Genomic DNA, 13,661 nt, shown 5'->3' on the forward strand with positions numbered 1-13,661 from the left:
AGCTAGAGGTGATTCCCCATGTCGTCAGCCACTCCTTCCTCCACCGTGCACCCCGTCGACCGCATTCTGCCGGTACGACAGATGCTCACCCTCGGCCTGCAACACATGGCCGTCTCGTACATCGGCGCCATCGCCGTGCCGTTGATTGTTGCCAGCGCGCTGAAAATGTCCCACGCCGACACCGTGGTGCTGATCAGCACCACACTGTTCTGCTCCGGAATCGCCACTCTGTTGCAAACCGTTGGTTTCTGGAAATTCGGTGTACGTCTGCCGATTCTGCAAGGCGTGGCGTTCAGCAGCGTCGGCCCGGTGATCGCCATCGGCAGCGATCCCCAGGTGGGGTTTGCCGGGGTCTGTGGGGCGGTGATCGGCGCCGGGATCTTCACCATGCTGATGGCGCCGTTCGTGGGCCGATTGCGGCGGTTTTTCCCGCCGGTGGTCACCGGCTGCATCGTCACGGTGATCGGTTTGCAGCTGTTCCCGATTGCCTATGAGTGGGTCGGTGGCGGGCGTAACGCGAGCAACTTCGGCGCCCCGGCGTTTCTCGGTGTGGCGGTGGTGGTGTTGCTGACCATTTTGCTGGTCAATCGCTACGGCAGCCCGTTATTGCGCAACATGGCGGTGCTGGTGGGGATGCTGGTCGGTGCCGGTCTGGCCTACGGTCTGGGCATGGGCAATTTTCACAGCGTCGAAGAGGCGCCGTGGCTGACCGTGCCCTACCCGTTCTACTTCGGCCTGCCGACGTTCAGCCTGATCCCCATCGCGACCATGGTGGTGGTGATGATCGTGCAGATGGTCGAGTCGATGGGGCTATTTGTGGCCATTGGAGACATTGTCGACAAACCGGTGGAAGACCAGCAAGTAGTCAATGGCCTGCGCGCCAATGGCCTGGCCAGCACCATCGCCGGGATGTTCGCGGCATTCCCGTTTATCGCCTTCATGGAAAACGTCGGCCTGGTGATCCTGACTGGCGTGCGCAGCCGTTGGGTGGTGGCGGTCAGCGGCCTGCTGATGTGCTCGATTGCGCTGGTGCCCAAGGCCGGGGCGATCATCGCTTCGATGCCCACCGCAGCTTTGGGCGGTGCCGGCATTGCGATGTTCGGCGTGGTCGCGGCAGCGGGCATCCAGACCCTCGCCAAGGTCGATTACGAGCGCAATCGCTACAACGTCTTGATCGTCGGTTTCACCATCGCCGCCGCGCTGGTACCGGTGCTCGCGCCCACCCTGTTCAAACAAATGCCCGAGTGGTCACAGCCGTTCCTGCACAGCAGCGTGGTCATCGCCTGCCTGGTGTCGGTGCTGCTCAACGCGGCGCTCAACGGCGTCAGCGTGCCAGAAACCACACCCGGCAAATCCGCTTCGCACATTCTCTGACTGGAGCCTGCCCATGACTCAACTTCAAACCATCCTGATCAAAACCCCCGTAGCGGTGATGACCGGCCTGCGCGGCCCGCGTGCCCGTGCCGGGGCGGTGGACATTCGCGTGGTCAACGGACGCATCGCGGAAATGGCCGTCGACCTCCAGGCGCAACCCGGCGAGCGGGTGATCGATGCGCGCAACTGCGTGGTCTATCCGGGCTGGATCAACACCCACCATCACCTGTTTCAGAACCTGCTCAAAGCCGTGCCCGAAGGTTTGAATCAGGATCTGCAGGGCTGGCTGGCGAGCGTGCCCTACCCGCGTCTGAACCGCTTCACCCCGCAACTGGCACGGATCGCCGCCCGCCTGGGCATGGTCGAATTGCTGCTGTCCGGAGTGACGACGTGCGCCGATCACCACTACCTCTACCACGCCCACGGCAGCACCGAGACCGGCGACTTGCTGTTCGACCTCGCCGAGGAATTCGGCCTGCGCTTTGTGCTGTGTCGCGGTGGCGCGCTGGAATCCGCCAGCGCGCACCCGGGCTTCTCGAAAACCGCGCTGCAACCGGAAAGCCTCGAGCAAATGGTCGGCGACATCGAGCGGCTGAAATCGCTGTATCACCAGGACATCCCGGACGCCTTGCGCCGGGTGGTCGTCGCGCCCACCACGCCGACCTTTTCGCTGCCGCCGACCCTGCTGCGCGAACTGGCGCACACCGCCCGCGGCCTCGGTTTGCGTCTGCACACGCACCTGTCGGAAACGCAGAACTACGTGAATTTCTGCCGCGAGAAATACAACTGCCTGCCGGTGGAGTTCGTCGCCGAACACGAATGGCTCGGCCCGGACGTCTGGTTCGCCCACGCCGTGCACCTGCAACCCGGCGAAATCCGCATGCTCGCCCAGACCGGCACCGGCGTCTCGCATTGCCCGGTGAGCAACGCGCGCCTGGGCAGCGGCGTCGCGCCAGTGCCGCAAATGTATGAAGCCGGCGTACCGATTTCCCTCGGCGTCGACGGCGTCGCGTCCAACGAATCCGGGAGCATGGTCGGCGAAGCCAACACTGCGTGGCTGATCCACCGCGCCGAACAAGGCGCTTCGGCCACCACCGCCGAAGACGTGATCCACTGGGGCACGGCGGGCGGCGCGCAGGTATTGGGACTGGGCGCGGTCGGAACACTGGAAATCGGCCAAGCGGCGGATCTGGTGATCTACAGCCTTGATCATCCACGGTTCTTCGGTTTCCACGATCGCGCAGTTGCCCCGGTGGTCGCGGGGGAACCGATCACGGTGAAATACAGCCTGGTGGGCGGCCGGGTTGTGGTCGATAACGGCGTGATTCCGGGGCTGGATATCGAACGGATGCGCGCCGAAGCGTGGGAAGGAGTGCAGGCGATGATGAATATCGACGATTAATCCGCAGGCGATGCAAAACCCTGTGGGAGCTGGCTTGCCAGCGATGGCGGGCTTTCAGTCGACTGAGTAATAACGGGCAATAAAAAGGAGAGCTGGCAACCGCCATGCTCTCCTTTCGTTGTAGTGCTTTAAAAAATCACAAATCTGACATCGACTTAATTGCTAGCTCTATCCTTTCACGCGCGGCACTGGTCAGACGCTTAACGCCGAAAGTTTTGGCGATCTCCAAAGGCATGTCGCCAGCAGAGATTAAAGAGGCAACCATCAGCAGCTCTTCCGTGGCTATCTCCTCAACCGAACGGCCGTCACCCAAGGTCGCAGGTATTCGATATTTGTTCCAACCAGCAATATCATTTTCAGAATGCCAAACAAATTGACCATCCACAGGATCACTTTTCAAATGATGGTTTTGTTCTGTCAGATCAAGAACCCGCTCTCGAATGAGGCGCCCAGAGCGTTGAAAACCATGTGCGCGGGCTACGCGCTGTACCAACACTGAATCGAGGACAGGAGCCTCTTGCAACAACACATGTGCAATCAATTCAGCAAGAACTGAATCATATTCAGGAGAGTAAAACGCCTCTGCATTGATTCTGTCACCCACGCTTGTGAAGTCGGTGACACGATATTCATCTTTGATTGCTGGCGAGACCTGCAATGCAAACGACTTCGCTATCTTGAGGTCGGGAGGTAGTTCGCCAGAAGCCTCACCCTCGGATGCAGCAGCGATTTCCTCTTTTTCTAAGTCATTTGCCAATGGAGCGCTATGCACTAATGACAAATGAGGTATTGCAGATTCCTGCTCAACCGTTTTGCTAACAAGAGCAGATGCACGCGACTCTTCCAAAAGAGCTTCAAGCGATCCATGCAACCGATCCAGTGCACCAGACTTATCAATCCACCACTCTGTAGACCAGAGCCGAACCAGCTTCCAACCCAACCCTTGCAGGATTGCGCTACGAACCTTGTCACGATCTCGGGCGGTCGCCGCACTGTGATAGGTAGCACCATCACATTCAACACCAACCAGATAATCGCCAGGTCTGTCAGGATGGACAATACCTAGATCAATTCGGAAACGAGACACGCCTATTTGCGGTACGACTTGCCAACCTTTTCGTCTCAGCTCTTGAGCAACAGCTTCCTCAAAAGGCGAGTCATAACCGCCCACTGAACCCTGCACTGCCTCGGCAAGAGCCCTTGGCCCTCTCTGGGCAAATTCAATGAAGTGCTTCAAATCGCGAACAGCTCGAGCGTTGGTGCGATTCAAATCAATCATCGAAGAATCAAAAGAGGAGAAAACCATCATCTCCCTGCGTGCACGGGTTATCGCCACGTTCAAACGACGCCATCCGCCTTCTTTGTTCAATGGACCGAAGTTCATCGACATAACCTGCGCACCAGGGTCGGTTGGACCATATCCGATACCTAGCATGATCAAATCGCGCTCATCGCCCTGAACTGTCTCCAGGTTTTTTACGACGACGGGTTCGGCAATGTCATGCTGGAAGAACGGCTCAATCTGCGGAAACTGTTGCCGTGCCCTATCCAGCAGATCGTTGATCAGTCTTTGCTGGTCGCTATTGAGTGTGATGATCCCAATAGTATGACCGCTCGCTACAAACGCCGGATCCATCAATCGCTTCACAGTCTCGGTAACGATGGCCTCGGCCTCGGCCTGATTGTGCCTGCCCTTGCCTTTTGCGTAGACGCCATCAATACGTCGCCACTCCACAGCGCTGGCACGCGTTTCAGCCGCAGGGAAGGTGATGAGATTGCTGTCGTAGTAGCGATGGTTCGAGAATGCAATCAAGCTTTCATGGCGACTCCGGTAGTGCCAACTGAGGCTATGACTTGGGATACCTGCGCCCAGACACTCATCCAAAATGCTCTCCATATCCTCAGCAGTATCATCTTCTGCGGCAGACGCGGCGCGATTGAAAAAATTGGTTGGAGGCATCTGACGGGGATCACCCGCAATGACCACCTGCTTCCCCCTCGCGATTGACCCGATTGCATCCCATGGCGCAATTTGCGATGCCTCATCGAATATCACCAAGTCAAAAAGCGCGAGATCTGTTGGTAGATACTGCGCAATCGATAGAGGGCTCATCAGCATGCAAGGAGCGAGTTTCGACATGGCATCGCCCATCTCAACAGCAAGCTGTCGCACGGGTTTGTGCCGACGTGATTTTTGCAGCTCGTGCTTCAAGATGCCGAAACCACCTTGCTTGCCGATCTCGTTTTTCGACGGGATCAATCCACACAGCTTCGCTCGTATGTATCGGACAGTAAGCTTTGAAAGCTCCTCATCCAGACGTACAAACGCCTCAATATCGCTAGTGTGCTCTGCCGGCACGAAATTACGAAGCAGCGGTTCCGCGTCGATCATCACCCTTGCAAACCACCGTGCATAAGATGTTTCGAATGCGTCTACAGTCCCGCCCTCTGGCAACCCTTTGGTTGCCAATGCATCACTTAGCGGTTGAAGCCCGGACGCTATAGCCTCTTCACGCACCCGACACCAATCGCACCAGGCTTTCAGCTTCGTCTCATGCCGAGAAATAGCACTGGCCGCATCGAGCAATGACTCAATGGTCAATTTGCTCTCTACCGGGCGATTACTCAGTTCATTGAAGCGTTTGCTCATTTGACTAAACGTTTCCAATGCATCTTTCAACTGGTGAAGCGCTGCTGCGATAAAACCACCCCCGCCCAATAGCTCATTGGCTTCAGTGACCAGCTTTTGCGTGGCCCCCCGCAGTGCAATAAGATCTTCAGGGGATTCTGCGTTCGAGCTGATCAAGGTCCGCAGGCGTTCAGCGAGGTCCCAGGCTACTGCCATCGCGGATTGATCACTAGAAACTCCGCTCCATCCAGGCACAGCGTTTATATCTGCAGACAAGCTGTCCAGCGATATGAGCAGATCACGCATTTCGAAGAGTCTGGCAAGATCCTGCTCAACGTTTGGAAGTCCAACCGCTCCGCCCTGCCCCGCAAGGTTCTTAGCCACCTTTTTCTTGGCCAAAGTAGCGAGGAACCAAAACTTGGTCTTGCCCGTTTCCCAGTCGCTTTTGAGTTGTTCGAGATTGATGGTGCGGCAGGCTTCTGAGGCGTAACGCACCGACAGCGAGTGTTCAATTTCTTGGTAATTTGTGAGGATCTGCACAGCTTTCTTGGCTGCAACGATCTTGGCACTTGCATTCATCGTGAATGCAAAAGAGAGATCGATACCGTGCGTATCTACCAAAAGTGCAACAAACTGGCAAAGACGCTCGATGTCCTCCCCACTCGTAAAGGCTAGGGGAAGATCGGTGGCTCTCAACAAGTTGTTACAGGCAACCTTCAGCCGCTCAATGACGCCCGGCAGCTCCCTGGATACTGCAGCGATCGACTCTTGCCAGCCGTTTGACCATTCGGTGGGAGCGATGAGTGAGAAGTCACCTGACAGATCGCGGGCAGCCTGACTATTCAAGTCGAGACGCCGGGCAAGATCACGCAGGCGCGCGTAATCCTCCGCGTCGTGAGACGTTCCCTCTGGCCATGCAATACGCGGCAACGCAGCGTCCCCATCTCGAACGACACGACCTATAGCCTGATGGACTGTTAATCCATTAGGTTGCCGACGATGCAAGGTTTCCACGACTTCGTTCAATCGATTTCGTAGCTTGTGCAGTTTTGCCGTTTCTACGGCCCACTCTTCAGTGGTCAACGCATCGCGAACATCCCAAGCCCGCTCAAGTTGTTTAAGTACTTCAACTTTGGATGTTTTGCTGGAGTGCAGCTCAAGACAGAATTCGCCTAGCCCCTTTTCTTCTAGCCGACGATAGACAACATCCAAAGCGGCCATTTTTTCTGCTACGAACAAGACCCTGCGACCCAGGGCCAGGTTGTGAGCGATCATATTGGCGATAGTTTGGGACTTACCGGTACCGGGAGGTCCATCAAGAACGAAATCACAGCCACTGGCGGAGGCAACGACTGCAGCCAATTGGGAGGAGTCTGCCGGCAACGGTGTGAACAGATCGGCCGGGCTGACTTTTCTATCCAACTCGTGAGGCTGTGGAAACTCCCCCGATGTAGCAAAGCCCTCACCGCCGACACTTCTTTCCAACAAATGTTTGACCATCGGGCTCTTCAAAAGCTGCTCTGAGCGAGCAGCCAAATCCTGCCACATCAAATACTTCGCGAAGGAGAACGTTCCCAACACGAGTTCGGTGGTGACCTCGAAGCCCGGCACATCTCTGATGGCACGGCGCACTGTATTCCAGATTCCAGTGACATCAATGCCACTGTCGTCGGTCGGAAGCTCACCTTCAAGCCCAGGAATAACGAGTTCAAAGTCATGTCGTAACAGTTCGAGCAGGGTCAAATTGAAGCGAGGCTCGTCCTCAAGCAATGTCATCGTCACGCCGGACAACGCACTTTTACGATCAAGTTTTACGGGGAGCAAAATTAAAGGTGCGGAATAGGTTTTTGGGTCGTCTGCCGACTTTTTCCACTTTAAAAACCCGAGTGCAAGAAAGAGAGTATTGGCTCCGCCTTCATCGAGATCACTTCGAGCCTTCCGGTACAGGTCAATGAGCGCTACTTCGAGCTTAGTTTTCTCAAGGGTGGCCAGTACCTCACCACGAGACAATGCACTGCGAGCATATTCATCTCTGAGTGACTCGCGATTTTGTTGCTCATAGAGTGCCGCATCTCTACCTCCAGCCTCCAGATCCGGTATAGACACGATCCTGATGCGCTTGCCGCTGGCCAGTTGGTCTTCTAGCTCAGCGGGTTCAGGACAAATCAAGCGAACGCCTTTAGCACTATCCGGCAGATGTAGAAGTCGATTTCGAGTAGTCAGATCGAGAAGCTTGCGTTGCCACAGCGTCAGCTTACCGGTGGGAGTTTCTGACTCAGTAAGAGTCTCTACGTCAAAGCCCGGCAATTGTGGCGCAATCTCCAGTGCCTCGAGTGGTGCCTCCGACTCTTGAATCACATCTGATTTCGACACGGGGATTGACGTTGCCAAAGGACGGATGCGCTGCATGCGTGCTCGATGCATATCAATGGCCATGATGAAATCATCATCGTTGACCTGCCTTTCAGCTGTACTGATGGCCTGACTGAAACCTGGCACAGGAAATTGCGTTGCCAGAGTGGTTTCGAATACGAGAGCCTCTTTCAGGTCGATACGCTTTCGTACCGCGGAAGCCTCATCTGTAATCAGTTGAGAAAACTCTTGAGGCTGCAACCAAACACCTGCAAAAGCATGACCTTTCGTCAGCAACAGAAGTGCGTTCAGTCCGGCTTGCTCCAGTGCCGCGGCAAAAAGCAATGCTGTGTCCAGGCATGTTGCAACACCGCCCTCCAATATGAGGCTCGGAGTTCTGACTTTCTGACCGTGAGTCTCAAAGCTTGCCGGTGGCAGTGCGTAGCTCAATTTATGTCCGCAGACTGCAGACCATATTGCGGACGTGAGCTCCCAGGTTCTGGTTCTGGACTTACTTTCGTAACCGTTGATGCCATCCGGCTTGCCAGCCCGGCGCAGAACATCGGAAGCAGATTTGAGTATCCGATCTACCGCAGGGTCATTTGGCATTGCAAACGCCGGCAGCAGCTCTGGCATCGAGTTAACGCCACCCCACTCATTTCGTGCCAAAAGCTCAACCGGGAAGATTTGACTGTTGAGAACTTCACCGTTGCAATAGAGGCGCAGCGCAAGGGTCGCGCTGAGACTTTCCGTCAGATCGGCGAGATAAGCGGCATTCAGTTTCAAATTTCGTTCTGAAATATGTAGCGTCGACTCTTTGTTTAATCGATCCAGACGCCAAGTCTTGCCTTCAAGGAAGGGAGGGTCCGCGACAAGCTCCAGCTCAAGATCGCTGTAATCAGCTTCACCATCGTTGTGTACGGTCAGTTCTCTGAGGACCGGGACAGAATTTTGGTGAGAAGCAAAGCCAATCTTGCTGGCGATCACTCCCTCGATCTTGATGGTCATGAACCATTTTCTCCATTGGAAATTCGACGAAACGACTTCTGAGCGCTTAAAAATAGACGCCATACTCACCGACAAGGATAGATTTTGAAACTGCTTTTTAGATCAAAGGTAGAGATAGGGACGCTCCTACAGCCAAGTCCCTAGATTCATCCCATTAATGAACAAGAAAATCGCTTCTTTAACGCGTCTACATGCGTGAGTCATCAATCCATCTGCAACAAATCAGCCCCAACAAAATCGGTGCATTCGCGACTTCCGGGTTTCTCGACTAAGGTTACCCCCTCATCGGATTGAGCCCCTGCCAGCTTCACCGGGCTCTTGATCAAGGAGAGACTGATGACGTCGCGTCGCAACATCGAACAGACTTATCGCACCTGGTCCAGCCCGATTCTGCTGGAGCTGAAAAAGCGCGAACACCAAATGGCGCCGGTCGAGCGTCAGGCGCTGGAGAATGTTTTGGTCGAACGGCGGTTGCTGGATGTGGGCAACCCCAACGGCCCTGACAGACGCCAGGGCATTGCGGGCAAAAATGACCGGCCCGGTTGATCAGCGGATCAGACCGGGTTGATGTGCAACCCCAGTTTCAGCAGTTCCTTGCGCAGCATCGACGGTTTCACAAGCGCCATGCCCGCCTGCCATCGCAGCGGCAACAACCGATCCAGCTTCTGCTGGCTGAGCAGCGGCTCAGCCAGCAAACAACTCTTGCCGTCACGGATGCTGATGACGTTCAGCAGCCAGTCATCGCCCTGCCCGGCCATCCAGCGGCTGATCTCGACATGCCGTTTTTCAATCAGGGCATCGGCATCCCATACGGTCATCTGGGCGAAAACCTGCGGCAGGTTGCTTTCCGGATTGAATCGCTTCAGATCCGCCGCTAACGCTGCCTGCAGGTCTGCTTCGATGGCGGCCTGACATTCGAGGAAATACTGCTCGGGCCAATTCGCCGGCAGATTCGCCCGCGGCGCCAATATTTCATAAGCCTCGATATCCAGTTCGGTGGTCATCTGCCCGCTGAAGTTGAGTGTGTTGTCGAGGATTGCCGTGGCCAGTAATGCCGCGCTGTGCACGCTGATTCGCGGTAGCAGGCCGGTGCTTTGCCAGCGCTGAAAAACCAGCGTCGCCGCTGCGCCGATCGGGCGAATATCGGCGGCGCAACCCAGTCGCTCAGCCCAGTACCGTTCAAAACCGGGATGATGGTCAATGACCTCCACCACTTGGTCGAGCACCACCAGCGGATCGAAGTGTTGATAGTCGGACACATCGACCAGCACGAATTCGTCGTTTGCTTGTGGAGAGTAGCGGTGAAACTCGGCACCCCAGCTCAGAACGGTCGGCGACACGCTGCCGTTGGGTCTGGCACTGCTGACGGCACGGGCGGAAATGCCTTGCAGGTTGAGCAACTCTGCGTAAGCGATACAGCAGGCGTAGGCGTCGATGTCCAGATAGGACGCGCCGGAGGTGATGATTTTCATGGGGCGCAAACGTCGCACATTTCCATGACATTGGGGTGACATAAAAAGATCGCAGCCTGCGGCAGCTCCTACAGAGATGGATACAAATCCCCTGTAGGAGCTGCCGCAGGCTCGGGCCGCGATCGGACGATCTTTTGATCTTCAGGCCGCGGCTTTACCGGCGGCCACCATCGCCGAAGCCGCCAGCATCGCCCGCAACAACACTGCACACCCGGCCGCCAGATCGTCCGGCGCGGCGTTCTCGATTTCGTTGTGGCTGATGCCACCCTCGCACGGCACGAAGATCATCCCGGCCGGTCCCAGTTCAGCGAGGAAGATCGCGTCATGCCCGGCGCCGCTGACGATGTCCATGTGCGACAGGCCGAGGCCTTGCGCCGCGCCGCGTACCGCCTCGACGCAGCCCTTTTCAAAGTACAGCGGCGGGAAGTCGGCGGTCGGCGTCAGTTCATAGGTCAGGCCGTGTTCCTCGCAGGTAGCGTCGATGACCTGCTTCACCTCGGCGATCATCGAATCCAGCCGCGCCGGTTGCAGATGGCGGAAGTCGAGGGTCATGCGCACTTCGCCGGGGATGACGTTGCGCGAACCCGGATAAGCTTGCAGGCAACCGACCGTGCCGCAGGCGTGGGGTTGATGGCCGAGGGCGGCGCGATTGACCGCGCCGACAATCACCGAGGCGCCGACCAAGGCATCCTTGCGCAGGTGCATCGGCGTCGGGCCGGCGTGGGCTTCGACGCCGCGCAGTTTCAGGTCGAACCACTTTTGCCCGAGGGCGCCGAGGACCACGCCGATGGTTTTCTGTTCGTCTTCGAGGATCGGGCCTTGTTCGATGTGCGCTTCGAAATAGGCACCGACTTTATGCCCGCTGACTTTGCGTGACCCGGCGTAGCCGATGGCATTCAGGGCTTCGCCAACGCTGACGCCGTCGGCATCGACTTTAGCCAGGGTTTCTTCGAGGGTGAATTTCTCCGCGAACACCCCGGAACCCATCATGCACGGGGCAAAGCGCGAGCCTTCTTCGTTGGTCCAGACCACCACTTCCAGTGGCGCTTCGGTTTCCACGCCGAGGTCATTGAGGGTGCGCAGCACTTCGACCCCGGCGAGCACGCCGAAGCAGCCGTCGAACTTGCCGCCGGTGGGCTGGGTGTCGATGTGGCTGCCGGTCATCACCGGTGGCAGGTTCGGATTGCGCCCCGGGCGACGGGCGAAGATGTTGCCGACTTCATCCACCGTGACGCTGCACCCGGCGTCCTCGCACCACTGCACGAACAGGTCGCGGGCCTGACGATCGAGGTCGGTCAGGGCCAGGCGACAGACCCCGCCCTTGACCGTGGCGCCGAGCTTGGCCAGTTCCATGAGCGAGGCCCAGAGGCGGTCGCGGTTGATGTGCTGATGGGTGGATTGCAGAACGTCTACGGCTGCGTTCATGTTGATCTCCTCAGGCAGTTTCTTATGAATTGTTCAGATACATCTCTGGCGTTAGGCAGGCCGTCTTCGCGAGCAAGCTCGCTCCCACAAGGGAACGCATTCCAAATGTGGGAGCGAGCTTGCTCGCGAAGAGGCACGCATTCAAACCGGTGATTTCACAACCGAAGGCTGCGCCCGCATCACGCACAACCCGTAATAAATCACCCCACCCAGCGCCGAACCGGTAAACCAGCCGTAGCTGTAAAACCAGCTGAACGCATCGCTACCCAGCGACAGCAGGGTCAGCACCACCGGCACGCCAAACGCGGTAAACCCGGCCCAGTTCCACGCCGGATAGACGTCGTCGCGGTACAGCCCGGCCAGGTCCAGTTGCTGCTTCTTGATCAGGAAATAGTCCACCACCATGATCCCGGCGATCGGACCGAGCAGGCTCGAATAGCCCAGCAGCCAGTTGGAATACACGGTTTCCAGGCTGACATCGGAGACGATCAGCCCGAGCTTTTTCAGCAGCTCGTGGGCCATCAACGCCAGCCCGACGAAGCCAGTGAGCAACACCGCTTTGGTGCGGTTGATCACCTTGGGCGCGATGTTCTGGAAATCATTGGTCGGCGAGACGATGTTCGCCGCGGTGTTGGTCGACAGCGTGGCGATGATGATCAGTGCCATGGCCACCGCGACCCACAGCGGACTCTGGATATGGCCGATCAGGCTGACCGGATCCGACACCGTCACGCCAACCAGTTTCACCGAAGCGGCGGTCATTACCACCCCCAGCGAAGCGAACAGAAACATGGTCAGCGGCAGGCCGAAAATCTGCCCGAGGATCTGGTCTTTCTGGCTCTTGGCGTAACGACTGAAGTCGGGAATGTTCAGCGACAGCGTGGCCCAGAAGCCGACCATCGCCGTCAGCCCGGCGGCAAAGTAACTGACCACGCTCGCGCCTTCCGGGCGTTTCGGTGGAATCGCCAACAGCTCGGTCATCGACACATTGGGCATCGCCCACACCAGCAAGCCGATGCCCACTGCCACCAGCAATGGCGCGGACAGGGTTTCCAGCCACTTGATCGACTCGGCACCACGGATCACCACCCACAGGTTCAGCGACCAGAAGATCATGAAACCGATCACCTCCCCCGTGCCGCCAAGGGATTTCCAGCCCTCGAAGATCGAGCCGAGAAACAGGTGAATCGCCAGCCCGCCAAACATCGTCTGGATGCCGAACCAGCCACACGCCACCAGCGCACGAATCAGGCACGGCACGTTGGAGCCAAGCACGCCAAACGACGAACGCAGCAGCACCGGAAATGGAATGCCGTACTTGGTGCCGGGGAACGCGTTGAGCGTCAGCGGGATCAGCACGATGACGTTGGCCAGCAGAATCGCCATCAGCGCTTCACCGACGGTCAGGCCGAAATACGCAGTGAGCACGCCGCCGAGGGTGTACGTCGGCACGCACACCGACATACCGACCCAGAGCGCGGTGATGTGCCATTTGTTCCAGGTTCGTTCGCGCACCTTGGTCGGTGCCATGTCGTGGTTGTAACGGGGACTGTCGAGGACGTCGCTGCCGGCTTCGAGTTCGAACAAGCCGTCGCGCTCGGTCACTTGCGATCTGTTCTGTTGCATGGCTGCTCCATGGTTATTTTGATTATTTTTGCTCATCGGGTAGTGGGCGGACGCGCCGCACACCGGGCGATGGCCGGAGTACTTGCATGTGGACACGCACTTCACGAACCGGCCTGGCTTGTCAGCGCCAGCACTCAATAAACGTGCCGACTGTTGTGCCGAGTTTCCCGACCTGTCCGTATAGCGCTTTCAACTGTTTGATGTTTAAACGCTTTTATTCAAATTATTGAAGCATGTTGCTTACTTGTTTCATCTCTCGCCCAAAACACCAAGCCAAGTTACTCGAATAGCCAGGTTCAAAGTGGTGCACGGTTATTTCCAGCAAGGCGTCTGGGCCGCGACTTCTTAGCGTTCAAGCAGCTGATTTGCCATG

General features: G+C 57.2%; 7 protein-coding genes. 3 read left to right on the forward strand and 4 right to left on the reverse strand.

Annotation, left to right across the window (positions count from 1 at the left end; genetic code table 11):
- The first annotated feature begins 18 nt into the window (after positions 1–18).
- Complete coding sequence (locus tag PMI25_RS12415) at positions 19–1,374, forward strand: nucleobase:cation symporter-2 family protein (RefSeq protein WP_007965244.1); 1,356 nt, start codon at positions 19–21, stop codon at positions 1,372–1,374.
- Positions 1,375–1,387: 13 nt separating this feature from the next.
- Complete coding sequence (locus PMI25_RS12420; RefSeq protein WP_007965246.1) at positions 1,388–2,776, forward strand: amidohydrolase family protein; 1,389 nt, start codon at positions 1,388–1,390, stop codon at positions 2,774–2,776.
- Between the two features lie 136 nt (positions 2,777–2,912).
- Here the strand turns inward: PMI25_RS12420 and PMI25_RS12425 are convergent, their stop codons facing one another.
- Positions 2,913–8,765 (reverse strand): DUF3320 domain-containing protein, encoded by a 5,853-nt coding sequence (locus PMI25_RS12425; RefSeq protein ID WP_007965248.1) that lies wholly within the window; start codon positions 8,763–8,765, stop codon positions 2,913–2,915.
- Between the two features lie 336 nt (positions 8,766–9,101).
- Here PMI25_RS12425 and PMI25_RS12430 point away from each other — a divergent pair, with 336 nt between their 5' ends.
- Positions 9,102–9,311, forward strand: a complete 210-nt coding sequence (locus PMI25_RS12430; protein ID WP_007965250.1) for a hypothetical protein — start codon at positions 9,102–9,104, stop codon at positions 9,309–9,311.
- An 8-nt stretch (positions 9,312–9,319) separates the two neighbouring features.
- Here the strand turns inward: PMI25_RS12430 and PMI25_RS12435 are convergent, their stop codons facing one another.
- The 3 genes from PMI25_RS12435 to PMI25_RS12445 form a co-directional block, all read right to left on the reverse strand.
- Positions 9,320–10,237: a DHH family phosphoesterase gene (locus tag PMI25_RS12435; protein WP_007965252.1), complete on the reverse strand. Its 918-nt coding sequence runs from the start codon at positions 10,235–10,237 to the stop codon at positions 9,320–9,322.
- A 141-nt stretch (positions 10,238–10,378) separates the two neighbouring features.
- The gene (locus PMI25_RS12440; protein ID WP_007965254.1) at positions 10,379–11,662 is read right to left on the reverse strand and encodes a Zn-dependent hydrolase; all 1,284 of its coding nucleotides are present in this window, start codon (positions 11,660–11,662) and stop codon (positions 10,379–10,381) included.
- A 141-nt stretch (positions 11,663–11,803) separates the two neighbouring features.
- The gene (locus PMI25_RS12445) at positions 11,804–13,288 is read right to left on the reverse strand and encodes an NCS1 family nucleobase:cation symporter-1 (RefSeq protein ID WP_007965256.1); all 1,485 of its coding nucleotides are present in this window, start codon (positions 13,286–13,288) and stop codon (positions 11,804–11,806) included.
- Between the last annotated feature and the right edge of the window lie 373 nt (positions 13,289–13,661).

Source organism: Pseudomonas sp. GM30 (genome assembly GCF_000282275.2).
Taxonomy (GTDB): Bacteria; Pseudomonadota; Gammaproteobacteria; order Pseudomonadales; family Pseudomonadaceae; genus Aquipseudomonas.

Coding starts and splice junctions, on each gene's coding strand:
- PMI25_RS12415 (WP_007965244.1), top strand. CDS start 19: ATGTCGTCAGCCACTCCTTCCTCCACCGTGCACCCCGTCGACCGCATT.
- PMI25_RS12420 (WP_007965246.1), top strand. CDS start 1,388: ATGACTCAACTTCAAACCATCCTGATCAAAACCCCCGTAGCGGTGATG.
- PMI25_RS12425 (WP_007965248.1), bottom strand. CDS start 8,765: ATGACCATCAAGATCGAGGGAGTGATCGCCAGCAAGATTGGCTTTGCT.
- PMI25_RS12430 (WP_007965250.1), top strand. CDS start 9,102: ATGACGTCGCGTCGCAACATCGAACAGACTTATCGCACCTGGTCCAGC.
- PMI25_RS12435 (WP_007965252.1), bottom strand. CDS start 10,237: ATGAAAATCATCACCTCCGGCGCGTCCTATCTGGACATCGACGCCTAC.
- PMI25_RS12440 (WP_007965254.1), bottom strand. CDS start 11,662: ATGAACGCAGCCGTAGACGTTCTGCAATCCACCCATCAGCACATCAAC.
- PMI25_RS12445 (WP_007965256.1), bottom strand. CDS start 13,288: ATGCAACAGAACAGATCGCAAGTGACCGAGCGCGACGGCTTGTTCGAA.